This window comes from Nocardiopsis sp. iso_238 (assembly GCF_056173325.1).
On the sequence record NZ_CM149668.1, the window covers coordinates 5,640,129 to 5,664,978 of the forward strand.

General features: G+C 71.9%; 23 protein-coding genes and 3 pseudogenes. 17 read left to right on the forward strand and 9 right to left on the reverse strand.

Annotated elements, in window-relative coordinates; genetic code table 11:
- Positions 1 to 47 precede the first annotated feature (47 nt).
- Genes AC0VYL_RS25430 through AC0VYL_RS25440 form a run of 3 tightly spaced genes read left to right on the forward strand, consistent with a single transcriptional unit; the run spans position 48 to position 2,660 of the window.
- Positions 48 to 1,046 (forward strand): small ribosomal subunit Rsm22 family protein, encoded by a 999-nt coding sequence (locus tag AC0VYL_RS25430; RefSeq protein ID WP_475481672.1) that lies wholly within the window; start codon positions 48 to 50, stop codon positions 1,044 to 1,046.
- Between the two features lie 51 nt (positions 1,047 to 1,097).
- A complete protein-coding gene (locus AC0VYL_RS25435; protein WP_475481673.1) occupies positions 1,098 to 1,589 on the forward strand; it encodes a protein kinase domain-containing protein in 492 nt (163 codons plus the stop codon).
- Positions 1,590 to 1,622: 33 nt separating this feature from the next.
- Entirely contained in the window at positions 1,623 to 2,660 is a 1,038-nt protein-coding gene (locus AC0VYL_RS25440; RefSeq protein WP_475481674.1) for a nucleoside hydrolase, read from the forward strand.
- 51 nt (positions 2,661 to 2,711) lie between these two features.
- Here the strand turns inward: AC0VYL_RS25440 and AC0VYL_RS25445 are convergent.
- Both AC0VYL_RS25445 and AC0VYL_RS25450 read right to left on the reverse strand, forming a co-directional pair.
- Positions 2,712 to 4,126, reverse strand: a pseudogene (locus tag AC0VYL_RS25445) (CoA transferase).
- A 202-nt stretch (positions 4,127 to 4,328) separates the two neighbouring features.
- Positions 4,329 to 4,520 (reverse strand): annotated as a pseudogene (locus AC0VYL_RS25450) (Rid family hydrolase); the annotation flags it as partial.
- Here AC0VYL_RS25450 and AC0VYL_RS25455 point away from each other — a divergent pair.
- The 5 genes and pseudogenes from AC0VYL_RS25455 to AC0VYL_RS25475 form a co-directional block, all read left to right on the forward strand.
- Positions 4,509 to 4,775 (forward strand): annotated as a pseudogene (locus tag AC0VYL_RS25455) (ATP-binding protein); the annotation flags it as partial. The pseudogenes AC0VYL_RS25450 and AC0VYL_RS25455 sit on opposite strands and share 12 nt — an antisense overlap.
- A 750-nt stretch (positions 4,776 to 5,525) precedes the next feature.
- A complete protein-coding gene (locus tag AC0VYL_RS25460) occupies positions 5,526 to 6,896 on the forward strand; it encodes an MFS transporter (RefSeq protein ID WP_475481675.1) in 1,371 nt (456 codons plus the stop codon).
- A 428-nt stretch (positions 6,897 to 7,324) separates the two neighbouring features.
- Complete coding sequence (locus AC0VYL_RS25465; RefSeq protein ID WP_475481676.1) at positions 7,325 to 8,242, forward strand: DNA-processing protein DprA; 918 nt, start codon at positions 7,325 to 7,327, stop codon at positions 8,240 to 8,242.
- 396 nt (positions 8,243 to 8,638) lie between these two features.
- Positions 8,639 to 9,022, forward strand: coding sequence for a hypothetical protein (locus tag AC0VYL_RS25470; protein WP_475481677.1), 384 nt, complete (start codon positions 8,639 to 8,641; stop codon positions 9,020 to 9,022).
- A gap of 154 nt (positions 9,023 to 9,176) precedes the next feature.
- Entirely contained in the window at positions 9,177 to 10,016 is an 840-nt protein-coding gene (locus tag AC0VYL_RS25475) for a helix-turn-helix domain-containing protein (RefSeq protein ID WP_475456628.1), read from the forward strand.
- On the opposite strand, the gene AC0VYL_RS25480 is transcribed toward AC0VYL_RS25475, so the two are convergent.
- The 3 genes from AC0VYL_RS25480 to AC0VYL_RS25490 all read right to left on the reverse strand — a co-directional run bounded on the left by AC0VYL_RS25480 (position 9,991) and on the right by AC0VYL_RS25490 (position 12,404).
- On the reverse strand, positions 9,991 to 10,422 hold the full coding sequence (locus AC0VYL_RS25480) for a DUF2000 family protein (RefSeq protein WP_475481678.1): 432 nt from the start codon (positions 10,420 to 10,422) through the stop codon (positions 9,991 to 9,993). The genes AC0VYL_RS25475 and AC0VYL_RS25480 overlap by 26 nt on opposite strands.
- Before the next feature lie 139 nt (positions 10,423 to 10,561).
- The gene (locus AC0VYL_RS25485; protein WP_475456632.1) at positions 10,562 to 11,218 is read right to left on the reverse strand and encodes a TetR/AcrR family transcriptional regulator; all 657 of its coding nucleotides are present in this window, start codon (positions 11,216 to 11,218) and stop codon (positions 10,562 to 10,564) included.
- A 22-nt stretch (positions 11,219 to 11,240) separates the two neighbouring features.
- Positions 11,241 to 12,404, reverse strand: a complete 1,164-nt coding sequence (locus tag AC0VYL_RS25490) for an acyl-CoA dehydrogenase family protein (protein WP_475456634.1) — start codon at positions 12,402 to 12,404, stop codon at positions 11,241 to 11,243.
- A gap of 145 nt (positions 12,405 to 12,549) precedes the next feature.
- Between AC0VYL_RS25490 and AC0VYL_RS25495 the strand changes: the two genes are divergently transcribed.
- Positions 12,550 to 13,347 carry a TIGR03084 family metal-binding protein gene (locus AC0VYL_RS25495; RefSeq protein ID WP_475456636.1) on the forward strand — a complete coding sequence of 266 codons (798 nt, stop codon included), beginning with the start codon at positions 12,550 to 12,552 and terminating at the stop codon, positions 13,345 to 13,347.
- Positions 13,348 to 13,416: 69 nt separating this feature from the next.
- Here the strand turns inward: AC0VYL_RS25495 and AC0VYL_RS25500 are convergent, their stop codons facing one another.
- The 3 genes from AC0VYL_RS25500 to AC0VYL_RS25510 all read right to left on the reverse strand — a co-directional run bounded on the left by AC0VYL_RS25500 (position 13,417) and on the right by AC0VYL_RS25510 (position 16,099).
- Positions 13,417 to 14,136, reverse strand: a complete 720-nt coding sequence (locus AC0VYL_RS25500) for a DUF6882 domain-containing protein (RefSeq protein ID WP_475481679.1) — start codon at positions 14,134 to 14,136, stop codon at positions 13,417 to 13,419.
- A gap of 147 nt (positions 14,137 to 14,283) precedes the next feature.
- A complete protein-coding gene (locus AC0VYL_RS25505; RefSeq protein WP_475481680.1) occupies positions 14,284 to 15,489 on the reverse strand; it encodes a DUF418 domain-containing protein in 1,206 nt (401 codons plus the stop codon).
- 1 nt (position 15,490) lies between these two features.
- Positions 15,491 to 16,099 (reverse strand): TetR/AcrR family transcriptional regulator, encoded by a 609-nt coding sequence (locus tag AC0VYL_RS25510; RefSeq protein ID WP_475481681.1) that lies wholly within the window; start codon positions 16,097 to 16,099, stop codon positions 15,491 to 15,493.
- 160 nt (positions 16,100 to 16,259) lie between these two features.
- Between AC0VYL_RS25510 and AC0VYL_RS25515 the strand changes: the two genes are divergently transcribed.
- The 3 genes from AC0VYL_RS25515 (at position 16,260) to AC0VYL_RS25525 (ending at position 18,821) form a co-directional block, all read left to right on the forward strand.
- Positions 16,260 to 17,558 carry a flavin monoamine oxidase family protein gene (locus AC0VYL_RS25515; protein WP_475481682.1) on the forward strand — a complete coding sequence of 433 codons (1,299 nt, stop codon included), beginning with the start codon at positions 16,260 to 16,262 and terminating at the stop codon, positions 17,556 to 17,558.
- Positions 17,559 to 17,713: 155 nt separating this feature from the next.
- A complete protein-coding gene (thiD, locus tag AC0VYL_RS25520; RefSeq protein WP_475481683.1) occupies positions 17,714 to 18,517 on the forward strand; it encodes a bifunctional hydroxymethylpyrimidine kinase/phosphomethylpyrimidine kinase in 804 nt (267 codons plus the stop codon).
- A 109-nt stretch (positions 18,518 to 18,626) separates the two neighbouring features.
- Positions 18,627 to 18,821: a CsbD family protein gene (locus AC0VYL_RS25525; protein WP_475456648.1), complete on the forward strand. Its 195-nt coding sequence runs from the start codon at positions 18,627 to 18,629 to the stop codon at positions 18,819 to 18,821.
- 72 nt (positions 18,822 to 18,893) lie between these two features.
- On the opposite strand, the gene AC0VYL_RS25530 is transcribed toward AC0VYL_RS25525, so the two are convergent.
- On the reverse strand, positions 18,894 to 19,400 hold the full coding sequence (locus AC0VYL_RS25530; protein WP_475481684.1) for a MarR family winged helix-turn-helix transcriptional regulator: 507 nt from the start codon (positions 19,398 to 19,400) through the stop codon (positions 18,894 to 18,896).
- A gap of 90 nt (positions 19,401 to 19,490) precedes the next feature.
- Between AC0VYL_RS25530 and AC0VYL_RS25535 the strand changes: the two genes are divergently transcribed.
- The 5 genes from AC0VYL_RS25535 to galK all read left to right on the forward strand — a co-directional run bounded on the left by AC0VYL_RS25535 (position 19,491) and on the right by galK (position 24,728).
- Positions 19,491 to 20,453, forward strand: coding sequence for an EamA family transporter (locus AC0VYL_RS25535; RefSeq protein ID WP_475456652.1), 963 nt, complete (start codon positions 19,491 to 19,493; stop codon positions 20,451 to 20,453).
- A 362-nt stretch (positions 20,454 to 20,815) separates the two neighbouring features.
- Positions 20,816 to 21,604, forward strand: a complete 789-nt coding sequence (locus AC0VYL_RS25540) for a DeoR/GlpR family DNA-binding transcription regulator (RefSeq protein ID WP_475481685.1) — start codon at positions 20,816 to 20,818, stop codon at positions 21,602 to 21,604.
- Positions 21,601 to 22,626, forward strand: a complete 1,026-nt coding sequence (gene galT, locus AC0VYL_RS25545) for a galactose-1-phosphate uridylyltransferase (RefSeq protein WP_475456656.1) — start codon at positions 21,601 to 21,603, stop codon at positions 22,624 to 22,626. Before AC0VYL_RS25540 ends, galT begins: the two co-directional genes overlap by 4 nt.
- Positions 22,627 to 22,629: 3 nt before the next feature.
- Entirely contained in the window at positions 22,630 to 23,592 is a 963-nt protein-coding gene (gene galE / locus AC0VYL_RS25550) for a UDP-glucose 4-epimerase GalE (RefSeq protein ID WP_475481686.1), read from the forward strand.
- A complete protein-coding gene (gene galK, locus AC0VYL_RS25555) occupies positions 23,589 to 24,728 on the forward strand; it encodes a galactokinase (RefSeq protein ID WP_475481687.1) in 1,140 nt (379 codons plus the stop codon). The genes galE and galK overlap by 4 nt, the downstream gene beginning before the upstream one ends.
- The last annotated feature ends 122 nt before the right edge of the window (positions 24,729 to 24,850 follow it).

Sequence of the window (24,850 nt, forward strand, 5' to 3'; positions counted from 1 at the left end):
GGCGGCGGATAGGATGCGCTGGTAACGGCGATCGAGAAGAAACACGCATGGGGAATCTGAACAGCGAACTCTTCGCGGCGATCGACAGCGTCGCCAGCGGGGCCAACGAACACGCGCTGGCCGCGTCGGTCCAGGAACTCATGAAGAAGTACCGGGGCAGGGTGGACCCCCAGGACCTGGTCCTGGCCTCGGACACCGATGTCGTCGCCTACGCCGCCTACCGGCTCCCCGCCACCTTCACCGCCGCCGAGGCCGCCTTCGAGACCGCCGCGGCCTCGATCCCGGGGTTCGCCCCCGCCACCCACCTGGACGTCGGCGGCGGCATGGGCGCCGCCGTGTGGGCGGCCTCCTCCGCCTGGCCGTCCCTGCGCTCCACCACCGTGCTGGAGCAGTCCGCCCCCGCCATCAGTCTGGGCAAGCGGATCGCCCGCAGGTCCACGGCGCCAGCGGTCAGCGGATCCGAGTGGGAACGCTTCCGGCTCACCGGAGCCGTCCCGGACGGCCCGCGCGTGGACCTGGCCACCATGTCGTACGTGCTCAACGAGCTCACGCCGAAGGTCCAGGAGGAGGTCGTGCGCTCCCTGGCCCGACGGGCCCGGACGGTCGTGCTGATCGAGCCCGGCACCCCCGAGGGGTACGAACGCGTGATCAACGCCCGGAGACACCTCCTGGCGGAGGGGATGACCGTGGCGGCGCCCTGCCCGCACGGGGAGGCCTGCCCCATCGCCCCGGGTGAGGACTGGTGCCACTTCTCCGAGCGGCTCAACCGCTCCGGCATCCAGCGCAGGCTCAAGTTCGGCACGCTGGGCTTCGAGGACGAGAAGTACTCCTTCGTCGCCGCCACCGCCGATCCCGTGGACCGCCCCGCCAACCGGGTCCTGCGCCACCCCCAGAAGCGCAAGGGCCTGGTCTCGCTGAGCCTGTGCACCCCGGGCCCCGGGATCGAGGAGCGGGTGGTCTCCAAGCGCCAGGGACAGACCTACCGCGCGGCCCGCAAGGCCGAGTGGGGCGACGCCTGGCCGCCCCCGGAGGCGACCGGCGACTGACCGCGTCCGCTACCCTTCGGCGTGCATCCCCCGAGCACGGAAGCGACGCCTGTGGAACAGCTGCGCCCCGACGACCCCCGAGAGCTCGGCCGTTTCCGCCTGCTCCGCCGCGTGGGCGAGGGCGGCATGGGCGTCGTGTTCCTCGCCGTCTCCGACGGGGACGACCCGGCCGCCGTGAAGGTCATCCGCCCCGAGTACGCCGGAGGCCGCGAGTTCCGGGCGCGCTTCACCAGCGAGGTCGACCTCGCCCGCCGGGTGCGGGGCCCCTACACCGCGCGCGTCCTGGACGCCGACACCGACGGTGCGCGCCCCTGGCTGGCCACCGAGTACGTCCCCGGTCCCTCCCTGCACGGCGCGGTCCGCGACAGCGGCCCGTTCCCCGAGGACTCGCTCCGGGTCTTGGCGGCGGGCCTGGCCGAAGCCCTGGCGGCGATCCACGGCGTGGGACTGATCCGCTCTCCCCGCGCAGCTCACGCTCCTGGACGGGAACCTGGAGTCTGTGGAGGAGTTCACGGTCCCCACCCGCTGACCCGCCGCCCCTGACGCGTACGGGCAGCCCGAGAGGAACGGAACACCATGCCGTACCCCGAAGACGACGACCGCACGAGGGACGAACTCCGTGCCGCCCAGGTGGATGCGATCGCCAGGGGCAGGCGGATGCCCCCGGACAGCGCCCTGGGGATCATCGCGGCCGAGATCGAACGGGGTGGGCTCTGGCCCCTCGGTGAGCGCGGTGCGGCGCTCGTCCTCGACACCGACATCGGGGGTGACCCGGACGACGCGATCGCGGTGGCCGCCGCGGCCCGCTCCGTCCCCGAGCTGTCCCTGGTGCTCACCAACGACGAGACGGGTGGAGCGGCCGGACACGGGCGGCGGGCGCGTCTGGCCCGGTCGCTCCTGGACCGGTCGGGCCGACCGGACGTCCCGGTCGTGTCGGGCCACGGTGTCGGCGGAACCCGGTACTTCTGCGCCGACCCGCTGATCCCGGTCGGGGTACCCGAGCAGCCCCGGGACGTGGCCGGAGCGGTCCGCGCCCTCCTGGACCGCACCGAGGGGGCCGTGCGCTGGGTGGGCATGGGCGCGATGAGCAACCTCGCCCTGGTCCTCGCGGAGGTCCCCGAGGCCGGGGAGCGCCTGCGCGTGACCCAGATGGGCGGCGCCCTGAACTACCGGGACCCGTCCCGGGCCGAGCACAACATCCGTATGGACGTCGGTGCCGCCCACGCGGTCCTCGCCGCGATCGGACGGGGTCGGCTCTCGGACGTCCAGCTCGTCACCTCCGACGTCACCTTCCGGCCCGACATCGAGGTCCGTCGCGAGAGCGACCTCTACCGGAGCCTGGCCGAGCACGGGAGCGACACCTGGCAGGGCCTGCTGCGCGACCACCTCGACCTGTGGTTCGCCTCCTTCCACCCGGGCAGCATCCAGCACGACGCCCTGGCGCTGGCGACCGCGCTCCAGCTGCCCTTCGTCAACCTCGACCTGGAAGAGGTCGCGCTGGACGACCGGGGCCGCATGTCCCGCTCGCCCGGCGGCGCCGAGGTGTGGCTGAGCTCCTCCGCGACGTACCCGCCCTTCAACCGGTGGCTGTCGTACTCCCTGTTCGCGACATGAGGGGCAGCACCTGACCAGCGAAGACCTCCGCCATCACCTCCGACCCACACGTCAGAGCCAGACGGCGGGGTCCCCGCCCCACCGGGTGGAGGCGTGGGCCCAGTCGCCGGGGCCGCCCCGGTAGGAGACCGGCGGGACCGCGTGGCGCAGCCAGCCGTAGGCCGACGGGGACTCCGTGAGCCAGTCGGCGGGGTCGTACCCCTCGCCCTCGGCCGGGACGGGGGCGATGTCGTTCATCAGCCAACCGGCGGTACCCGCGAGGGAGAACCGCAGGTGCCTCCCCCGGCCGTCCTTCTGACGGTCGGTGAGGGCCCGCAGCACCCCGGCGGCCAGCAGGTAGCCGGTGCCGTGGTCCAGGGCCTGGGCGGGCAGCGCCCCCGGACGGCCGTCGGAACGGGCCTCCAGGGCCGCGATCCCGCTGGCCGCCTGCACCAGGCTGTCGAACCCCCTGCGCCCGGCCCACGGACCCGACCAGCCCCAGGCGCACAACTGCGCGACGACCAGGCCGGGGCGGCGGGCGATCAGCTCCTCAGCGGCCAGCCCGTGCCGGTCGAGCCCGCCCGGACGGTAGCCGGTCACCACCACGTCGGCGTCTCCAGCAGCTCCGCGAAGGTGCTCCGGCCCTCCGCCGTGTCCAGGTCCAGCAGGGTGGAGCGCTTGCCCATCCCGGTGTCGGTGTGGCTGTCGGGGTCCTCCTCCAACCCCGGGGAGTCCACGCGCAACACGTCGGCGCCGAGCAGGGCGAGGGTCCGGGTGGCGACCGGACCGGCGATGACCCGGGTCAGGTCCAGGACCCGAACCCCGCCAGCGGGCAGCTCCCCCGAGGGGAGCCGACGCTCACCCGCCGGACCCACAGCCTCGGACTCTGCCAGCGGGAGCCCTTCCGCCTGGAAGTCCCCCGGCCTGCCGGGCTCCCCGTCAGGACCGGCTTCGGGTGCCACGGCGACCGCCAGCCCTCCCCCGGCGTAGACCGCCTCCTGGACCTCGTGCGCGGACCGGGCGGCCAGCTCCTTCGCGAGCTCCTCCGGGCCGGTCCGCTCGCTCAGCCCCAGCGCGGCCAGCAGCCGGGCCCGGTGATGGGGGTAGTTCGCGTGGGTGCGCACCCAGCCGTCAGCGGTCTGCCAGAACCCCGACAGCGACGCGAAGGGGGTCGGCTTCCGGCCGTCCACCAGCAGGTGGCGTTCGCTGATGAAGGCGGTGGCCACGGCGCCCTCGTCGATCAGCGCCTGCGGCACCGGGCCGCCGTTGCGTGCCGCCAGAAGTTCGGCTGCGGCCAGCGAACACGCCCCGACGGTGGCCCTGGCCAGTTCCCGTACCGGCAGCTTCGCGGGGAGCACCTCCCCCGCACCCCGGTAGGAGACCCGCTCCACCAGGTCCGCCGACCCTCCGATCGCCTGCCACGCCTGGGTTGTCGCCACGTCCGGTGTGCCGCGGGGGTTCTGGGTACCGCTGGGATCGGTCGTCATGCCCTCATTGTGCCCACCCGGCCTTCTGGTTCCTTCGTCCGGTCCTGGGTGTGGATCACAGTTGCCGATCGCTGTCGCGGAGCACGTCCGGTCTCCGCGTCACGTGCCCGCCGGTGATCCAGGGCGTCAGCAGGCGAGCGGGGGCGACCCGGACCACCGGAGCCGGCCGAGTCGGCCAGGACCGCCCGGCCGGGCGGCGTCCCGCGACGGCGGTTCCCTCCAGCTCGACCATCAGGTCGGGGACGGCCAGCCGTGTCACCCCGAGCATCGTGGAGGTCGGTGCGACCCGGACGGCGCCCAGCCTCGACGCCAGCTCGCCGTAGTGCTCGAAGAGCCGGTCCACGTCGGTGGTGTAGACGTTGAGCCGGACGAGGTTCGCCAGGGACATACCCCCACCGCGAGCAGCATTCAGGTCGCGATCGTGGACGACGGCACCCGCACCGACGCCGTCGAACCCACGGGGCCGCAGATCCCCCACCAGCGCACGGTGGAGGAATGGGAGCTGGCCGAACGCGGCCGGGGCCTGCTGATCATCCACCACCTCGCCGAGCGGTGGGGCACCCGCTCGGTGCTGGACTTCCCCTTCTGCGCCGGGCTGGGCACCGTCACCTGGGCCGAGTTCACCCTGAACGATGGGTCTCAGCGATGACGACGACGAACACCAGGGTGCGCTCCGTGCTCGCCGAACCCCGAGGACACCGGTTCTCCCGACCCGGCGCCACGCTGAACCGCCCCACACCCCGGCCCTCTCAGCGCAACCAGCACACCCGGCCCACCATGCCGGAAACGCCCCAGGCCCGGCGGGAACGGCTGCTCCGCCAGATGGAGGGCAACCCCCGCATCGCCTACATGCTCGAACACGGCGAACTCCCCCACTGGATGCATGTGGCCCGACAGCAGCGGGAAAAGGCCGAACGAGAGGCCGGGCAAGCCCGCCGGGCCGTGGAGTCCCCGCCCAACCCCCGCCCAACCCCCGGACACCTCCCGGGGACGCCACCGCGCCCCGCGCCGCTGGAAGCACTGGCCCGCACTGGCCGTGAGCACCACACTCCTACTCGCCCTGACCACCGCGGAGGAGATCGGCCAGTCGCTCTTCCAGTCAGCCGGATTCCCGATCTGAGCGCTCGCTCGAATAAGGGGCACAGGACCGGAGGCACAGGCTCTCGCTGCTAGCATGTGCGGCATGTCAGCCGCTTCGTGCTCGGCCGCTTGCGCGGCAGTGACCAGGACGTCCCGCTAGCGGCGGGACGTCCAACTCACAGCAACATCCACCTGGAACGTCCAGCCGCTTCGTGATCCATCCGGAGCGGCCCTTCGTGCTGCTCGGTATCTCCTCAGATCGACGGAGCAATCGATGCTTTCAGGCACTTCCTCTTCCCGCGGGCAAAGCCCGTCCCCCATGCGCGCACGGCTCGTGCTGTGCGCGATGTCCATGCTGCAGTTCTTCATCGCGGTCGACGTGACCGTGGTCAACATCGCGCTGCCCTCGATCGGCGCGGACTTCGGCGTCGAGGGCCACTCCCTGACCTGGGCCGTGGTCGGTTACACCATCACCGGCGGCGGGCTGCTGATGCTCGGCGGCCGGCTCGGTGACCTTCTCGGCCGCCGCCGCACCCTTCTGGTCGGCACGACTCTCTTCGGCGCGGCTTCCCTGCTGGCGGGCCTGGCCCCCTCCTTCCCGGTTCTGGTCGCCGCCCGCCTGCTCCAGGGAGCCGGTGAGGCCGTCGCGCTGCCCGCGGCGATGGCGACCATCGTGCTGCTCTTCCCTGAGGGCCCGCGCCGGTCGCGCGCTCTGAGCGTGTGGGCCGCCGTGGCCAGCTGCGGCCTGGTTCTCGGGTTCGCCCTGTCGGGGATCATCACCGCCCAGCTGGGCTGGCGTTGGATCTTCCTGATCTCGGTGCCGTTCATCCTGGTCGTGATCGTGGCCGCGCTCGTCCTGGTCCCGGCGGACCGGTCCGCGTCCCGTGAGCGGGCCCGACTGGACCTTCCGGGCTCGCTCCTGCTGACCGCGTGCCCGCTGCTGTTCGTCTACGCCGCGGTCGAGGCGGGCGAGCCTGCGACCGATCCGTGGGTGAGCGTGGCCGCGCTGGTCGGCGCGGTGCTGGCCGCTGTCGGGTTCGTGCGGGTCGAGTCGAGGTCGCCGAACCCGCTGGTCCCGCTGACGTTCTTCGCGGACCGCGCCCGGCTGCGTGCGAACCTGACGACGATGCTGCTCAGCGGTGCGTTGTCGACCTCGTTCCTGCTGTTCACCTTCTACCTGCAGGACAGGCTCGGTATCGGGCCTCTGGGGGCAGGCCTCACGATGCTGCCCCTGGCCGTGGCTCTGATCGCGGCATCGGTGCTCGTGCCCCGGCTGCTGGGACGCTGGGGCGCGCGTGCGTGCGTGCTGGCCGGGCTCGCGGCTGCTGCGGGCGCCATGGCTGTGGTCGCTCTCGTGGCCGTCCAGGGCGGCGGGGCGGCATGGCTGCTCCCGGCGATGCTGCTGATCGCAGCGGGCATGGGCTTCGGGATCGTGGGGCTGCAGTACATCGCGGTCAGCGGGACCACTGACGAGGACGCCGGGATCGCCTCCGGTGTCCAGCGGGCAGCAGACCAGCTCGGCGGAGCAGCCGGTGTGGCTGTCTACGTAGGTCTCGGGTTCGCCCCGGCCCTGCACGCCGGAGACCCGTTCGTGATCGCTTCGGTGCTCGCCGTCATCGGGCTGATCGTCGGTGCCGTGGTCATCTCCCGCTCGCCGGCCACCGCGGTGGGGCAGCCGCAGGCCGGGTAGCAGAGCAGGCTGTCGCGCCGCGCCCGGACGGTCGCGGCGCGGCAGCCCCTCCCCTTCGCTCCACCGACGACGGCCGGAAGACCACCTGCCCGACCTGCCCACCTTCACCGCTGACCCTCTGTGGGAGCAGTTCCAAGCGCTGCTTCCCGAACGGAACATCAACCACCCCCTGGGGTGTCACCGGCCGCAGCCATGTCGACCGCGGCACATCAGGTCTCAAGACACCGGTGCTCGTGGACGGCGGCGCACTTCCGGTCGGACGGGATCCTGGCCGCGGCCATCCGAGCCGCACGCCCACACGGGGCACCATGGACAATGTCAGACCCGTATTGGAACATGTGTACTAGTCGGGCGTTGGAGTGATGGGGGAAGGGGTGAGTTCTGTGTCGTGGACATGCGGTAGTGACGGAAGTCTTAACCTGGAGGGTATGAGGCAGAGCGAGGAACAGGCGGCCCTTCTCGCCCTTCTCCTGGGCAAGCAGGTCCGATGGCGTGACGTGGCTGAGAGAGTCCTGAACTCGACTGGCGCCACTCATGTTCTGCGTGACGCCTTCGGGAGCCAGGACACACTCTTCGACGTGGACCAGGGACCGATGGAAGTGGCCCTGGCAGAGGCACGCCAGCTGCTCTCACGCTGCGCCTCTGACGGGGTCGGGACACACGCTTTCTGGGACGGCTCGTACCCGACCCAGCTGCGCGACGTACACGAGATGCCGCCGCTGATCTTCACCCGCGGAACAGTCCTGGCCGAGGAGCAGCGGTCGATCGCCGTAGTCGGCTCACGGAAGGCTTCCGAGCACGGTCTGGCGGTCGCCGGCAGCATCGCCCACCGACTCACCCGGGAGAACATCACCGTGGTGAGCGGACTCGCGGCCGGAATCGACACCGTGGCGCACAGGACGGCCCTGGACCACGGTGGCCGAACCGTCGCCGTGCTGGGCACGGGGATCAACCGGTTCTACCCCTCGGAGAATCGTCCTCTCCAGGGTGAGATCGCTGACAAGGGCCTGTTGATCAGCCAGTTCCTTCCTGATGCCGCTCCCACGAAGAAGAGTTTCCCCATGCGCAACGCGGTCATGAGCGGCTACGCCGCCGCGACCATTGTCGTGGAGGCCGGAGAACACAGCGGAGCCCGTATTCAAGCGCGGATGGCACTCAAACACGGTCGACCTGTCATCCTGCCTCGGGAGTTGCTGCGGAACCAGTGGGTGCGTGATTATGAGAAGCGCCCTGGAGTTCATCTGGTCAGCGGTATCGAGGAGCTGATGTGCGCTGTGCGATCGATCATGGCTGATGCCGAGGTGAAGCCGGAGGAACTGGTAGGGGAAGCCGAACTTGTCTGGTGAGTCGCGCCGGTATTCGGTCCGTACCCACGTCGAGGTTCAGCTCGCCTACCTACACGGACCCCCAACCCCGGGGGCAGGGGTCTGCCAGGTGTGTTTCGGCGCCTGCCGCCCCTCCTCCGCCCGCTGTGTTCCCTGTGGGGAAGTCGTCTACCAGGCCGGGCACATGGCGGCTGACCTCGTTGTTCCTATCACCTACCGCAAGGGCTCGGCGGACAGCACAGTCAGAATCTTCGTATGTACAAGCAGGAGCCGCACAACAGGACTGCGAGAAGAAACCTGACCGCGCTTTTCGCTTATTTCTGTCTTCACCACATCAATTGCGTGAAGGCAGCGGCGGATGTTGACTGATTCACGCATGTCTGTTTCGTTCCAAGCACGAAGAATCCATCGCAGGATGTGCATCCCCTGGAGGAGACCCTCGGTGACAAGGTGCGGAGTCTGCGCGACATCCGGCTCTCGGTCAATCAGCAGGTCCCGTCGGAATCCCGCTCCTTTCACAAGGACTGGTTCGAGGTCGGCGTCATCCCGGAGCAGGGTTCACAGACTGCCGTCCTTCTGCTGGACGACACATGGGTGACCGGTGCCCGCGCACAGTCGGCAGCCTATTGCCTCAAACAGGCTGGGGCCCACAAGGTGGTCGTGCTCGTACTGGCACGTCAGATCAACCCTGACTACGGTCATTCGAAGCCCTTGGTGGAGCGCATCTCCAAAGCCCCCTACGAGATGGATTCCTGTGCGTTCCACCTCAGTGACATGATCCCTGCGCCTCGATCGCCCTAGCGGAGCTTCCCCAAGCTCGAAGCGGGCCGGGACGTCCCCGACGCGGCCCGGCCTCGTCACAGTCCACGTCGGTCTGGAACCCGGTCACGGCGTCCTTCGTGACCGGCCGGGTAGCGGAGGACGACCCGGCTGCGGCGCGGCGTAGAGTTCTGGCATGGACGGCCACGCGGACACGGTGGTCCTCAGACCGGGGATCGACGGCATCGCCGAGGTGTTCCACACGCACCTGCGCCAACACGCCTACCCGATGCACACGCACCGGTCGTGGACGCTGCTCATCATCGACTCCGGAACCGTCCGCTACGACCTGGGCCGCCACGAGCACGGCGCGCTCGACCGCACGGTCACCCTGTTGCCTCCGGGGGTCCCGCACAACGGCACCCCCACCACCGCGCAGGGGCTGCGCAAGCGGGTGCTGTACCTGGAGCCGGAACAGATCGACCCGGGGCTGGTCGGCCGGGCGGTGGACCACCCGATGTTCGACGACCCCCTCCTGCGCCACCGCGTCCACCAACTGCACGGCGCCCTGTTCCGGCAGGGAGACCGCCTGGAGGCGGAGAGCCGGCTCGAACTGGTCTCCGAACGGCTCCGTCAGCACCTGCGCGGCACGGTGGGGGCTTCCGCAGACTCCGACGACCCCGGCCTGGCCGAGCGGTTGCGCGACCTCCTGGACGCCCGCACCGTCGAGGGGGTGCCGCTGACCGAGGCCGCCCGGATCCTGCACGCCCACCCCGCCCACCTGACCCGCGTGTTCACCAGGAGGTTCGGGATGCCCCCGCACCAGTACCTGGTGGGGCGGCGCGTGGACCTGGCGCGGCGGCTGATCCTCGAAGGGCGGGCGCCCGCGCACGCGGCGGCCGCCTCGGGCTTCTACGACCAGGCCCACCTGAACCGGCACTTCACCCGGGTCCTCGGGCTGCCTCCCGGGCGGTACGCCCGTGCGCGGCGGAAGGGCGCCCCACCGGGTCTCAGCGGTGCATCCGCGCGCCCTTGACGATCCGGTCCACGCCGTTCCTGGGTCCGTGCACGGCCAGGCCCACCAGGTCCAGGGAGTCCCGGCCGACCGCGCGGACGGCGGCGCGGTTGTCCCGGTCGTTACCGGTGGCGAACAGGTCGGAGGTGAACACCGCCAGCTCGGCCTCCCTCGACACCGCCCGGGCGTGCGCCTCGGTCAGCGTCTCCTTGTCGGCCTCGAACACCATGACGGGCTGGCGGAACATCGGCAGGTAGGCGGTGCCGTCGGCGTCCGCGTAGGGTTGGCCGATGAGCTCCGGGACTCGGCTTCCCAACCCGCTGACCAGGAATGACGTGACGTTGAGCCGCTGCCACACGGCCAGGTCGTCACGGAGCAGGACGGCGATCTTGGTGTCGAAGCGCACGGGGGCGTCTGTGGTCTCCATGCGTCACATCCTCGCCAGCGGAGGCGACCGGAGTCTTGTACGTTCCTCACCCGCGTCGACACCGCCCAGTCCCCGCTCCGCGACCCCCTCCGATCCCCGTGCGTGTGTGGCCGCCGACAGTCCCGACCCGCACGATCGGTCACCCGAACCCTGGTTCCCGCGGTCCCTTGGCGGGTGGCTCGTACTCCAGGCCGATGCCGCGCGCCCAGAGGCGGGTGGCGGTCTCCACGACCACGTCGGGGTCGTGCTCCTCGCCGTACAGGAACAGCATCCGGGCGGTGTGCTCCACCATGCCGCCGAGCATGCTCGCGGTGGCCTCCACGTCGATGTCGGCCGAGGCCAGCCCCTCCTCCTGGAGGCGGCGGGTCCCCGAGCTGATGCGCTCCACGAAGAGCCCCCGGATCTCCAGGAAGAGGGTCCGAAAGTCCGGGTGACGCGGTGAGATCTGCTCGATGACCTGCATGATCCGCGCGTTGTCCCGGTAGGCGGCCAGGAAGCGGACGGTGGCGTGCCGGATCCGGTCCACGGGGTCGGTCCCCGGGGGCGCGGCGGAGCGGGCGGCGTCGAACATCTCCCCGGCCACCCCCTTGGCGACCTCGTGAAAGACCTCGTCCTTGGAGTCGAAGTACGTGTAGAAGCTCCCGTAGGCGATCCCGGCACGGCCGGTGATCTGGGCGATCCTGGTCTCCTCGAACCCGCGTTCCTCGAACTCCTCACGGGCCGCCTGGACGAGGGCGCCCCGCTTGCGCCGCCCGCGTTCCGTGGGCGGTCGCCCGGTCAGCGTCTGTTTTCCCACTGGCACCCCTCGTCCCCCTCGGTCACCGCAGGGGGAGAAACTTCGCGATGACCTCGTTCATGATCTCGTAGGTGCCGCCGCCGATGCTGAACACCCGGGCGTCCCGGTAGTGGCGCTCCACCTCGGTGCCGCGCATGAATCCCATGCCGCCGTGCAGCTGGACGGCGTTGTCCACCACGTAGTCCATGGCCTCGGTCGCGGTGTTCTTGGCCATCGCCACCTCGGAGATCAGCGGTTCGCCGTCCTGGAGCCGCTCCGCGATCCCCCGCACGTAGGCGGTGGCGACCTCGGTGCGGCGGTGCATCTCCACCAGCCGGTGCCGCAGGACCTGGCGGCGGGACAGCGGGCCGCCGAAGGCCTCGCGCTCCCGCACCCACGCGACGGACAGGTCCACGCAGCGGCGCGCCGTGGCGCAGGCCTGCACGGACAGGCCGATCCTCTCGCTGGCGAACTGGCGCATGATCTGGAGGAAGCCCTGGTCCACGCCGCCGACGAGGTGGTCGGCGGGGACCCGGACGTCCGTCAGGGAGAGCTCGGCGGTGTCCGAGGAGCGCCAGCCCATCTTGTCCAGCTTGCGGGCGGCGGTGAACCCGGGGGTACCGCGGTCCACGACGAACAGCGAGATGCCGTCGTGCCCGGTGCCGGAGGTGCGGGCCGCCACGGTCACGAAGTCGGCCCGGTACCCGGAGGTGATGAAGGTCTTCGCGCCGTTGAGCACCCACGCGTCGCCGTCACGGACCGCCCTTGTGCGCAGGTGGGCCACGTCCGAACCGGCGTCGGGTTCGGTGATGCCCAGCGAGCAGACCAGTTCTCCGGCCAGCGCGGGGCGGACGTAGTCGCGCACCAGGTGTTCACGACCGTCCTCGACCAGGGCGGGCAGGGCGATGGTGTGGGTGAACAGCGAGGCCAGTACCCCGGTGGGCACCCCGGACAGGACCGCCTCCTCGGAGACGACCAACTGGTCGAGCATCTCCCCCTCGCCGCCCACGGACGCGGGCTGGCCGAGGCCGAGCAGCCCGAGCCGACCGGCCGCGCGGTGCAGGTCCCGGGGCAGTTCGCCCTCGTCCTCCCACTGTTCGACGTGGGGAAGGATCTCCTTGGCCGCGAAGGTCCGCACGGTCTCCCGGAGCGCGGCGCGTTCGGGGGTGTTCCACCGGTCGGCCCGGGGGGTGTCGGTCGCGGTCATGTACGCACACTCGCAATCCGTGTCGCGGAGGGGTTCGGCCGGACCCCTGGGAGATCCAGCTCACACTTTGTTATGGTGCGCGGAACATGACAAGTCAGTCAACATCTGGGGAGTCGGAGGACCGGCGGCCCCGTGAGGAGCCCCCGTGGTCGACACCGCCGCACTCGTCGAGGACCTGCGATCCGAACAGGACGAACTGGCCGCCCTCCTCCGGGGCACCGACCCCGCCGACTGGTCCCGGCCGACCCCCTCCCCCGGCTGGAGCATCGCTGACCAGGTCGCCCACCTGGCCTTCTTCGACGAGTCCGCGCTGACCGCCGTCACCGACCCGGACGGGTTCGCGGCGATGGTCGAGGCGGCCCTGGCCGACCCGGAGGGGTACGTGGACACGGCCGCCGCCCCGCTGGCCGCCCTGCCCCCGGGTGTCCTGCTCAGCCGCTGGTGTGAGGCCTCGGCGGCGCTCCGGGCCGCCCTCCTCGACGCCCCCGCCGGGACGCGGGTGCCCTGGTTCGGGCCTCCGATGAGCGTGCCCTCCAAGGCGACCGCGCGGCTGATGGAGACCTGGGCCCACGGCCAGGACGTCGTGGACGCGCTGGGCACGATCCGCCAGCCCACCGACCGCCTGCGCCACGTCGTCCACCTCGCCCTGCGCACCCGGTCCTACAGCTACCTGGCCCGTGGGCTGCCCGCGCCGGACACGGAGGTCCGCGTGGAGCTCACCGCCCCGGACGGCGGCCTGTGGAGGATGGGCCCGGACGGGGCCGAGGACGTGGTGCGCGGCGACGCCGAACAGTTCTGCCTGGTCCTGACCCGCCGTCGCCACCCCGCCGACACGTCGCTGACCGCCGAGGGCCCCGCTGCCCGGGAGTGGCTGGAGGTGGGCCAGACCTACGCGGGCGGCCCCGGCCAGGGACGCCGTCCCGGCCAGTTCCCCCAGGGCTGAGGCCCCGGCCCGGGGCGTTGACGCAGGGCCGGGGCCTCAGGACGCGAGGGAGCAGAGTTGACCGTTCTGTCAGACCGAGCCCGGGGTGAGGGTGCCTTCGGCCCTGACGAGCCGGTTCCGCTCGTCGAACTCCAGCTCGATCCCGAAGGCCCCGAGGACGAGGATCCGGCCGTCGGCGGAGAACCGGGGGTCGAGCCCGCGCAGTCGGGCGTAGCTGTGGGCGGCCCTGCGGTGGTCCGTGATGGAGGGGACTCCGGACACGGCCTGCTGGATGACGCTGATGACGTGGAGCGCGGTGGGCGCGGGGAGCAGGAAGCCGGGGTGTTCGAGGAGGAAGCCTGCGCGCGTACCACCGCCGACCGGGCCGTTGTAGGCGGACCAGCGTCCGGTGAGGACCTTGGCGGCGTCGGTGAGCAGCGACAGGACCTGGTGCGGCATCTCCGGGGAGCCGGGCAGGGCGCTGAAGGGCACCTCCGGCTCGGCCAGCTCGGCGATGCCGTACCTGCGGCCGAGGTCGCGCACCGTCGCGGCGAGCTCGGTGACCTCGGGGGAGAAGCCGGACGGGTTGGCCCAGGCCCACATCCAGGACCCGGGGCCCGGGGCGGCACTGCCCAGCAGGTGGAACCGGTCGCAGACCAGCTCCGACTCACCGGAGAACTCGAACCTGGGCTCGGCCAGGTCCACGTTCCAGTGGGAGTTCCCGACGACCGTCTCCATGTGGAGCTGGTGCTCCAGGGAGAGGATCGCGGCGTCGTTGAGGAGATCGTGGAGGGTAGGTGTGTTCTGCACGCGCCGGACACTAGCGTGCGCGGCGGACATCCGGTGAGAGACCGAAGCGGGGGCGGTGCGCGAGATGAGGCTGGCGGCCCTTCGGCACCTCGGACGGCGGTGGGTTCCCGGAGGCTGGCGGACTCCCGGAGGCTGGCGCCCCGGAAGCTAACGGGCCGGTGACAGGACCTTCTTCTGGAGGGCCTCCAGCGGCCCCTGACGGAAGCCGCGCAGCCACAGCAGGGACGACACCACCAGCACCAGCGACACCACGGCCCACAGGACCAGCACCCACCACCGGCCCGTGTCCGCCATCCGCTCGGCCAGCCCGAGGCCGAAGCCGTAACAGACGAACATGAGGACGACGTTCTGGGCCACGTAGCCGGTCATCGCCATCCGGCCGAGGGCGGAGACCCCCGCGACCACGGGCCCGGTACCGTTCGTGCGGTCCAGCAGGCGGCCGATCAGTCCGATCAGGCCCACGGCGACCAGCGGCGCCACCACGTAGCGGTCCATGAGGAGCCAGTCCGGTCCGGCCAGGGCGGTGACCACCGTGAGCGGGACGCCGAGGCCGAGCCCCCAGACGAGCAGACGGGTGCGGACGCTTCTCCCGACGGCGTCGTCCGCGAAGGCACCGGCCCGGAGGAGCCGCACCCCCAGCAGGAACATGAACACCATCAGGCCGAAGGTGAAGACGGGTTCGAGGCGCAGCCCCAGGAAGTTGTCCAGGCGGAAGGCGACCTGGTCCCAGTAGGAGCCGTGGGCGTAGAGCTCGACCGCCTCGGGCGGCACGGACGAGGACCCCCCGGGCTCCGTCACGAGCGCCGCCGTGACCAGGCCCATCAGGGCCACGTGCAGGGAGACGGACACCCACATGACCCTGTTCCGGGCACGCTCCGAGCGGGTGAGCAGCCAGGCGACCAGGAGGGCGACCGCCGCGTACCCCATGAGCACGTCACCCGCGAAGACCAGCGTGAAGTGCACCGTTCCCTCGACGAACAGGAACAGGGCCCGCCATCGGTAGGGCCCCGGCCAGCGCGCGCCCCGTCGGGCGGCCGACTGGAACTGGATGGCCAGGCCGGCGCCGAACAGCAGTGTGAGCAGGGCGAGGAACTTGCCGTTGGCGACGGTACGGAAGACTCCCTCCGCCAGGGTCGCGGCGGAGGGGTCGGTGTGGAACGGCGTGAACGGGTTCAGTTCGCCGGAGCCGTACAGGATCGCGGCGTCGCCGCCGGGCCCCGCGAACAGCCACACGTTGGTGGCGAGGGTGCCGAGGATGGCGACGCCCCGCAGGACGTCCAGCAGGGGCAGCCGACCGCTGGCGGCGCGTCCGCCGGGTGGGGTCCTTTGGAGCGCGGTGTCGTCTCCGGTCATGTCAGGCGTCCTCCGTTGGCGCCGCGAAGAGACGGTCGAAGTGCCGCCGGAGCAGGCGCTCGGCGGTGGCGTCGTCGAACAGGTCCGGAGTGGCGAGCTGGTGCATGCTGAGCCCGTCGGCCAGGGCCACCAGGGCGGCGGCCTCGGTGTGGGGGTCGAGGTCGGCGGAGAGCTCGCCCAGGCGCTGCGCGGCGGCCAGGCCCTCCGCGAGTCCGTCGACCAGCTGGCGTGTGGTGGTCCGGTGCAGCTCGGCCATCTCGGGTTCGCGGACGGCGTTGGGCAGGAACTCCAGCCAGACGGTCAGCTCCATGCGCCGTTCCTCGTCCATGGGCAGGAGGGTGTGCGCGATCCGGAACATGAGGTCGCGGACGGGCGCGACCCGCTCCACCGCCTCGATCCTCTCCTTGCCGCGCTCGTAGAGGTGCTCGACACCGAAGCGCAGGAGGTCGGACTTGCTGCGGAAGTAGCGCTGGACCAGCCCCACGGACCCCCCGAGCTCGTCGGCGACGTCCGCGAAGGTGGTCGCGGCCAGGCCCTTCCGGGCGATGGTGCACAGCAGGGCCTCGGTGACCTGGCGCCTTCTCTCGTCGTGGTCAGCGGTACGTGGCATATAAAAATATTAGGAACATATTTTTATTTTCGCAAGCGGTGGCCGCATCCGGCCACCCCCGGCTCCGGAGGCTCACGTAAGCGCCGTGTCCGGTTCCGCCCGATAATGCGGTGACGGCGTCCCGCGACAGGGAGCCGAGGCCGGGCGAGCGGGAGGCGACGTGGGAGCGGACGGGCGGGGCGCGGAGGGCACACCGCGACCAGCGGTGAGCCGGAGGTCCCTGCTGGTCGGCGGGGGTGCGCTCCTGGGCGGCACCGCCCTGCTGGGCGCCTCGGTCCACGCGGCCAGGGAACGCTGGGACGTCGCGGTGATCGGCGCCGGGGTCACCGGACTGTCCGCGGCACGCAACCTCGCTGACCACGGCCTCTCCGTGGTCGTCCTGGAGGCCCGTGACCGGATCGGCGGCCAGCTGTACACCGACCACTCCTTCAGCTCCGTCCCCGTCGAGCTGGGCGCCGGGCTGATCCACGGCCGGGAGGCCCACACCTGGGAACTCGTGGCGGAGGCCGGGGCCGAGACCGTCCGGATGCGCGCCGGGGAGGGGGTCTCCGCCCCCGTCCCGACCCCCGGGGCGCCCCGCGCCGACGAGGACGCCGCCGCGTACCTGCGCCGGATGGGCGTACCCGAGGACCGGTGGCCCCCGGTGGCCATCGACAACGAGTCGCTGGAGCGGTGGAGCGCCGTGTGGATGCACGAGTACGGGATCTTCGACTGGTGGTCCGTCCCCCGGGACAACTTCCGGGTGGTCGGCGGCTACGACGGCCTCCTGCCGCCGCTCTCCCACGGCCTGGACGTACGGCTGGAGCACGCGGTGCGCCGCGTGCGGTGGTCGGGACGCGGCGTGGAACTGCGCGTGGCCGCGCCCGAGGGCGACCTCGCGGTACGCGCGGACCGGTGCGTGGTGACCCTGCCGATCGGGGTCCTCAAGGCGGGCGACGTCGCCTTCGAGCCGGCGCTGCCGTCCGGCCACCGGGACGCGGTCGAGGCACTGGACCGCACCGACGCCCTCAAGCTCGTGTACGAGTTCGACCGCGCGGTCTTCCCCGCCGACGAGGACGCCCTCGGCTGGGACGAGGACACCGGTTTCGTGTTCTGGTGCCTGTCCCGGAACTCCCCCGAGGTGGTGGTGGCCTGGGCCGCGGGAGAGCCCGCCCGGGAGCTCCTGGAACTGCCGCTGGACGAGCGGTTCGACGCGGGGCTGGCGGCGCTGTCCGAGGCGCTCGGGGAGCGGCCGCCCGCACCGGTCGCGCGGACCACGCACGACTGGGCGGCCGACGAGTTCAGCCGGGGCGCCTACCTCTTCGTCCCTCCGGGCGCGCACGACGCACCGGACGCCCTCGCCCGGCCGCTGGAGGGCGTGCTGTACTTCGCGGGAGAACCGACCACCGGTGAGAACACCGTGGACGGCGCCTACGCGAGCGGCTACGACACCACGGACGCCCTGCTCGCCCACGGATGAGGCACGCGCGCCCCCGTCCGGGCCGGGTGTCCCGAGAACCACACCGTGAACGTTATGCCGGAAATGGGCAGTTGTGATGCAATAACCAGTGGGTTCGTGACCCGCGAGGGCCCCGACACCGCGCATCTGCACAGCAAGTTAGAGGGAGGTTGGCGATGACCAACCGCGCGTACGTGATCGCAGGGTCGGAGGCCACCGGCGGAGCCGGTATCCAGGCTGACCTCAAGGCCTTCCAGGAACTGGGCGTCTACGGCATGGGGACGATCACCTGCATCGTCTCCTTCGACCCCGAGAACGGCTGGGGCCACCGGTTCGTCCCGGTCGACCCGGGCGTCATCTCCGACCAGATCGAGGCCGCCACCACCTGCCACGACCTCGACGTCGTCAAGATCGGCATGCTCGGCACCCCCGACACCATCGACGTGGTCTCCAAGGTCCTCCAGCGCCAGACGTGGCGGCACGTGGTCCTCGACCCGGTCCTCATCTGCAAGGGTCAGGAGCCCGGCGCGGCCCTGGACACCGACAAGGCCCTGACCGCGCAGATCCTGCCGCTGGCCACCGTCATCACCCCGAACCACTTCGAGGCCCGCACCCTCGCGGGGATGGAGTCGATCGAGACCGTCGAGGACCTCGTCGAGGCGGCCCGCCGCATCCGCGAGCTCGGCCCCCGGCACGTGGTCGTCAAGGGCGGCACGGAGCTGCCCGGCCCCGACGCCGTCGACGTCTACTTCGACGGTGAGGAGGTCACCGTCCTGAGCGCCCCGAAGATCGGTGAGGAGCGTGTGAGCGGGGCGGGCTGCACCTTCGCCGCCGCGATCACCGCCGAGCTGGCCAAGGGCGCCGAGGTCGGCGACGCCGTGCGCACCGCCAAGGCCATGGTCCGCGAGGGCATCTCCCAGCGGCTGACCACCCACGCGCCCTTCGCCTCCGTCGTTCCGGTCTCGCCCGCCCAGTCCTGAGTCTCAGAGGGTGTCCTCGGTCACTCCCGCCACATGCGTCGCCCCGATCATGATTGATTCCGGCTGAATCGGACAGGGCTGTGGGTGAATCCGATCGAAGGAGGCTCGCATGTCCGAGAGCGACAAGGCCGAGAACAAGTTCGACGAGTTCAAGGGCAAGGCCAAGGAGGGCGTCGGCAAGGCCACCGGCAACGAGCAGTGGCAGGCCGAGGGCAAGGCCGAACAGACCAAGTCCAAGCTCAAGCAGGCGGGCGAGAAGGTCAAGGACGCCCTGACACCGGACCACAAGCCCGAACGCGACTAGGTTCGCCCGGGTCGCACCACAGACACAGGGGGAGGTCCCGCACGGGGCCTCCCCCTCGTCACGTCCGCGGGCTCACGGCACCTCGGGGGCGGTGTCGCCCAGGGAGAGCAGCAGCGTGCGCAGCAGGGCGGCGAGACGTTCCTGCTCCTCCCCGCTCAGGCCGTCGAGCAGGCGCGCCTCGTTGTCCACGTGTCCGGCCACCGCGCCGTCCACCAGCTCCCGGCCCTTGTCAGTGAGGGTGACCAGGACACGGCGCCTGCTCGCCGGGTCGACCTGGCGGTGCACCAGCTCCTTGCGCACGAGGCGGTCGACCCGGTTCGTCATGGCGGCCGAACCCACCATCATCATCCGGACCAGGTCCTTGGCGGTCAGCTGGTACGGCTCCCCGGACCGCCGCAGCGTGGCCAGCACGTCGAACTCCCAGCGCTCCAGGTCGTACTCGGCCAGGAGGTCGGAGACCCTCCTCCCCAGCAGCTGCTGCAAGCGGTTCATCCGACCGATCACCGCCATCGGGGAGGCGTCGATGTCGGGCCGTTCGCGGGCCCACTGGGCGAGGAAGAGGTCGACGGCGTCGTTCATCCGGCGATCATAGCGCCGCGGTCTTGACCTCCCCCGCACACTTCACGTAATCTTTCGGCATCGAACACTTCGACATCGAAGGGTCGGCCGATGGCACCCCCCGTCACGGCGACCGGCGGGCGCGGGCGCATGCTCGGCGACTCACTGGTCACCGCCCTGGCACCCATGGTGTGGGGCAGCACCTACCTGGTCACCACCGAACTCCTCCCACCCGACCGCCCCCTGCTGGCCGCGCTCCTGCGCGCCCTGCCCGCCGGGCTCCTCCTGGTGCTGTTCGCCCGGGCGCTGCCCTCGGGGGTGTGGTGGTGGCGTTCACTGGTCCTGGGATCCCTCAACATCGGCGCCTTCCTCTATCTCCTCTACGTGGCCGCCTACCTGTTGCCCGGCGGGGTCGCCGCCCTGGTGATGGCGGTCCAACCGGTGATCGTCATGCTCCTGGCCGCCCTCCTGCTGGGTGACCGTCTCCGGCTGACGCACCTCCTCGCCTGCCTGCTCGGCACGTCCGGCGTGGGCCTGCTCGTGGTGGGGCCGGAGGCCGCCCTGAACCCCGTGGGGGTCCTGGCCGGGCTGGCCGCCGCCGTCTCCATGGGTACCGGTCTCGTGCTCACCAAACGCTGGGGGCGCCCCCAGGGGGTGAGCCTGCTGGGGGCCACCGGCTGGCAGCTCACCGCCGGAGGGCTCGTCCTGCTGCCCCCCACCCTGCTCCTGGAGGGGCTGCCCGCGAGCCTCAGCGCCGCCAACCTGGCCGGGTACGGGTACCTGGGGCTGGTCGGGGCGCTGCTCTCCTACGTGATCTGGTTCCGGGGGCTGGAGCGGCTGCCCGCCCTGGCCGCGTCCTTCCTGTCCTTCGCCAGCCCGCTCACCGCGACCCTCCTGGGGTTCCTCGTGCTCGACGAGACCCTCACCCCCGTCCAGGGCCTGGGCGCCCTCGCCGCGATCGGCGCGGTGCTGCTGGTCCAGCTCACCTCGTACCGGCCCGCCGGGCCCGCGCGCGGCTCCCTCCGGCGGTCCGGAGCCAGACCGGAGGAGCCCCACGAGGAACCGGTGTCCTGACGGATCCCCGATCCATGGGTCGGGTCCGGGCGCGGGTGAGCCGGGCTTCACTGAGACCGCCCCGGCACTCTCGGCCCGGTCGGGTTCGGGTGAGCCGGAGGTGGAGGATGCGGGCACCACCGGTGAGCCGAGCGTTCCGGAGATGCACCCACGCGTGCCCGGTGGCCGAGGATGCGGGCCGCGCCTCTCCGCGAGGCCGAGACCGGACCTGACCTCGGTCCGCGCGGTCGAGCCGAACCGAACGCGCCCTCCAGACAGAAACCAACAGAATCCTTCAGTTCGACCCGCACCGTTGACAGTGAACACGATCACAGGGCACCGTAAACAAACACGTTCACACATTTCCGATCACCGGAGGGCCGATGCTGGCCGCGCAACGGCGGGAGCTCATCCTCGAACAGGTCCGACGGGACGGCGGAGTCCGCGTGACCGAGCTGGTCGAGGCCTTCGAGGTGTCCGACATGACCATCCGACGCGACCTCGACGCCCTGGAGCACCGGGGGTCGCTGGTCAAGGTGCACGGCGGGGCCGTCGCCGCCGAGGGCGCCCGGACCGCGGAACCCGGGTTCGAGGCGAAGTCCACGCTCCAGTCCGACGAGAAGCACGCGATCGCCCGTGCCGTCGCCGCGCTGGTCGAGCCGCACAGCGCCGTGGGGCTGTCCGCCGGGACCACCACCGCCCTGGTCGCGGAGCACCTGCGGGAGACCCCAGGGCTGACCGTCGTCACCAACTCGGTCCACGTGGCCGAGGTCCTCTACCGCTCCGCGCGCACCGACCAGACCGTGGCGCTCACCGGCGGGTTCCGTACCCCCTCGGACGCGCTCGTGGGCCCGATCGCCCTGGCCTCCGTGCGCGGGATCAACCTGGACACCCTGGTTCTGGGCGTGCACGGCATCCACGACCGGGCCGGGTTCACCACGCCCAACCTGATGGAGGCAGAGACCAACCGGGCCCTGGTGGAGGCGGCCGGGACCCTGGTGGTCGCCGCCGACCACACCAAGTGGGGCACGGTCGGACTCAGCACCATCGCCCCGTTGGACCGCTGCGACGTGCTCGTCACCGACGACCGGATCTCCGGCGCCGCACGTGAGACCCTCCAGGACCGCGTGGGCCGTCTCGTGGTCACCGACGTCCCCGGGGAGGACGGATGAGGAAGACCGCCGCGCGACTGGCCGACGGCCGCGAGATCATCTACTACGACGAGGAGGACGGCGCCCGCGAGGAGGTCCCGGACCGGCGCGACCTGCCGCCCACCGCCTCCGGCTCCGAGCTGCGCTGGGACCCGCTCCGGCGCGAGTGGGTGGTCATCGCCGCGCACCGCCAGGACCGCACCCACCTGCCGCCCAGCGACGAGTGCCCGCTCTGTCCCTCCCGGGGTGACCACCGCTCCGAGGTGCCCTCCGCCTCCTACGACGTCGCGGTCTTCGAGAACCGCTTCCCCGCCCTGAGCGGGCCCGAGGGCCGCTGTGAGGTGGTCTGCTTCTCCTCCGACCACGACACCTCGCTCGCCGCGCTCGGGCCCCGGCGCGTGCGCACCGTCGTCGACGCCTGGGCCGACCGCACCGAGGAGCTGTCCGCCCGGCCCGGGGTGGCCCACGTGTACGTCTTCGAGAACCGGGGCCGGGAGATCGGGGTGACCCTGCACCACCCGCACGGGCAGATCTACGCGCTGCCCTTCGTCACGCCCCGGGCCGAACGCGACCTCGACTCGGCCCGTCGGCACCGCGCCGCCACCGGCGGGGACCTGTTCTCCGACATCCTGGCCGCCGAGAGCGCGGGTCCCCGCGTGGTGCTGCGCAACGAACACTGGACCGCCTTCGTCCCCGAGGCGGCCCGCTGGCCCGTGGAGGTCCACGTCTACCCCCATCGGGCCGTGCCCGACCTGCCCGCCCTGGACGACGGCGAACGCACCGCCCTCGCGGAGCTCTACGCCGACCTCCTCGGCCGCGCGGACCGGCTGTACGACACCCCGCTCCCCTACGTCTCCGCCTGGCACCAGGCGCCCGCCCACGACCCGGAGGCGCGCGGGCTGGCCCGGCTGCGCCTCGAACTGTTCTCCGTGCGCCGCGCCCCGGGCAGACTCAAGTACCTGGCCGGGACCGAGTCCGGCGCGGGTGTGTTCAGCAACGACGTGGCCCCCGAGACCACGGCCCGACGACTCCGAGAGGTCTGATCCGTGAAACTCCTCGTCACCGGCGGAGCCGGATACGTGGGCAGCGTCGTCACCGCCCTCCTGACCGGGGCCGGGCACGGGGTCACCGTGCTCGACGACCTCTCCACGGGGCACCGGGACGCGGTCGCCCCGGAGGCGACCCTGGTCGAGGGGGACCTGCGCACCGCCGCCGACGTGCTCGACCCGTCCTTCGACGGGGTCGTGCACCTGGCCGCGAAGTCCCTGGTCAGCGAGTCCGTCCGGGACCCGGGGCCGTACTGGGACACCAACGTGGGCGGCACCCTGGCCCTGCTGGAGGCCGCGCGGACCCACGGGGTGCGCCGTCTGGTCTTCTCCTCCACCGCCGCCACCTACGGCGACCCGCCCACGGACGCGCCGCTGCGCGAGACCGACCCGGCACTGCCCACCAACCCCTACGGCGCGAGCAAGCTCGCCGTGGACCACATGCTGGCCGGGTGGACACGGGCACACGGGCTGGGCGCGGTGAGCCTGCGCTACTTCAACGTCGCCGGGGCCCACCTGGGGTTCGGTGAACGGCACGAGCCCGAGACCCACCTCATCCCGAACCTGCTCCGGGTGGCCTCCGGGAAGGTCCCGCACGCCTCGGTCTTCGGTACCGATTACCCCACCCCGGACGGCACCGCCGTCCGCGACTACCTGCACGTGGCCGACCTCGCCGACGCCCACCTTGCGGCACTGGAGCACGCGGCGCCCGGCTCCCACCGGGTGTTCAACCTGGGCGGTGGCGGCGGTTCCTCGGTGCGCGAGGTCCTGGCCGCCGTGCGGCGGGTCACGGGACACCCGGTTCCGGTGGTGGAGGGGCCACGGAGGGACGGTGACCCGGCGGTACTGGTCGCCGCCGTCGAGCGGGCCCGCCAGGAGCTGGGGTGGGAACCCACCCGCGGGCTCGACGAGATCGTGGCGCACGCGTGGGAGTCCGCCCGCGCCGGGGAGTCCTCCCGGTGAGCGCCGCGACGGGGTTCCGGGAGGCGTTCGGCGCGGATCCCGAAGGAGTGTGGACCGCACCGGGACGGATCAACCTCATCGGTGAGCACACCGACTACAACGACGGCTTCGCGCTCCCCATCGCCCTGCCCCACGCACTGACCGTGGCCGCCGCGCGCCGCCCGGACGCCCGGGTGCGGCTGCGTTCACGGGAGTTCCCCGACGTCTTCGAGGCACGGCTGGCCGACCTCTCCCCCGGTACGGTGCCCGGCTGGGCCGCCTACCAGGCGGGCGCGCTGTGGGCGTTGGCCGACGAGGGGCACCCGATCGGCGGACTGGACCTGATGGTGGAGAGCGGCATCCCCACCGGGACGGGGCTGTCCACCTCGGCGGCGGTGTGCTGCGCGACGATCCTGGCCGCCACCGGCCTGTACGGGTCGGAGCCCGCTCCGGCGGAGGTGGCGCGGCTGGCCCAGCGGGCGGAGAACGACTTCGTCGGGATGCCCTGCGGGATCATGGACCAGTCCGCGGTCATGCTGGCCGACGAGGGTCGGGCGCTCTTCCTGGACTGCCGTTCCCTGGAGACCGAGCAGGTGCCGTTCGACCCGGCCGCCCACGGGTTGTCGCTGCTGGTGGTGGACACCCGGGCGCCGCGTCGACTGGTCGAGGGCGCCTACGGCGAGCGGCGGCGCGCCTGTGAGGAGGCCGCCCGGACCCTGGGGGTGCGGGCGCTGCGCGACGTCTCCCTCGGGGGTCTGGCGCCGGCGCTGGCCGCGCTGCCCGACCCCGTGGTCCGCCGCCGGGTGCGGCACGTGGTCACCGAGAACGCGCGGGTCCTGGAGACGGCGGCGCTGTTCCGGGCCGGGCGGCCACGTGAGGCGGGCCCGCTGTTCACCGCCTCACACGCCTCCCTCCGGGACGACTTCGAGGTGAGCGTGCCCGAGGTGGACACGGCGGTCACCGCCGCGCTCTCCTCCGGTGCGCTGGGGGCCCGGATCACCGGCGGCGGTTTCGGCGGCTGTGTCATCGCCCTGGTGGAGTCCGGGGCCGAGGCGGACTGCGGCAAGGCGGTACGGGCGGCCTTCGCCGAGCGCGGCCACACCGAACCGGTGGTGTTCACCGCCCTGCCCTCCGCCGGAGCCCGCCGCCTGGGCTAGGGAGTGTGCTTCGGATGCTTCCCCGGTGGCGGCGGAGCCGTCACCGGTGCGAGCGGACTCGCCCCTACTGTGCGCTGCCACGCGGGCTCCGCAGCCTCGCACAGCGGGGCCCGCCCGGGGTT

What these genes read in the sequence shown, in the direction of transcription:
- AC0VYL_RS25430 (WP_475481672.1), top strand. Translation starts at nt 48, where the DNA reads ATGGGGAATCTGAACAGCGAACTCTTCGCGGCGATCGACAGCGTCGCC.
- AC0VYL_RS25440 (WP_475481674.1), top strand. Translation starts at nt 1,623, where the DNA reads ATGCCGTACCCCGAAGACGACGACCGCACGAGGGACGAACTCCGTGCC.
- AC0VYL_RS25460 (WP_475481675.1), top strand. Translation starts at nt 5,526, where the DNA reads ATGCGCGCACGGCTCGTGCTGTGCGCGATGTCCATGCTGCAGTTCTTC.
- AC0VYL_RS25465 (WP_475481676.1), top strand. Translation starts at nt 7,325, where the DNA reads ATGAGGCAGAGCGAGGAACAGGCGGCCCTTCTCGCCCTTCTCCTGGGC.
- AC0VYL_RS25475 (WP_475456628.1), top strand. Translation starts at nt 9,177, where the DNA reads ATGGACGGCCACGCGGACACGGTGGTCCTCAGACCGGGGATCGACGGC.
- AC0VYL_RS25480 (WP_475481678.1), bottom strand. Translation starts at nt 10,422, where the DNA reads ATGGAGACCACAGACGCCCCCGTGCGCTTCGACACCAAGATCGCCGTC.
- AC0VYL_RS25490 (WP_475456634.1), bottom strand. Translation starts at nt 12,404, where the DNA reads ATGACCGCGACCGACACCCCCCGGGCCGACCGGTGGAACACCCCCGAA.
- AC0VYL_RS25505 (WP_475481680.1), bottom strand. Translation starts at nt 15,489, where the DNA reads ATGACCGGAGACGACACCGCGCTCCAAAGGACCCCACCCGGCGGACGC.
- AC0VYL_RS25510 (WP_475481681.1), bottom strand. Translation starts at nt 16,099, where the DNA reads ATGCCACGTACCGCTGACCACGACGAGAGAAGGCGCCAGGTCACCGAG.
- thiD (WP_475481683.1), top strand. Translation starts at nt 17,714, where the DNA reads ATGACCAACCGCGCGTACGTGATCGCAGGGTCGGAGGCCACCGGCGGA.
- AC0VYL_RS25525 (WP_475456648.1), top strand. Translation starts at nt 18,627, where the DNA reads ATGTCCGAGAGCGACAAGGCCGAGAACAAGTTCGACGAGTTCAAGGGC.
- AC0VYL_RS25530 (WP_475481684.1), bottom strand. Translation starts at nt 19,400, where the DNA reads ATGAACGACGCCGTCGACCTCTTCCTCGCCCAGTGGGCCCGCGAACGG.
- AC0VYL_RS25535 (WP_475456652.1), top strand. Translation starts at nt 19,491, where the DNA reads ATGGCACCCCCCGTCACGGCGACCGGCGGGCGCGGGCGCATGCTCGGC.
- AC0VYL_RS25540 (WP_475481685.1), top strand. Translation starts at nt 20,816, where the DNA reads ATGCTGGCCGCGCAACGGCGGGAGCTCATCCTCGAACAGGTCCGACGG.
- galT (WP_475456656.1), top strand. Translation starts at nt 21,601, where the DNA reads ATGAGGAAGACCGCCGCGCGACTGGCCGACGGCCGCGAGATCATCTAC.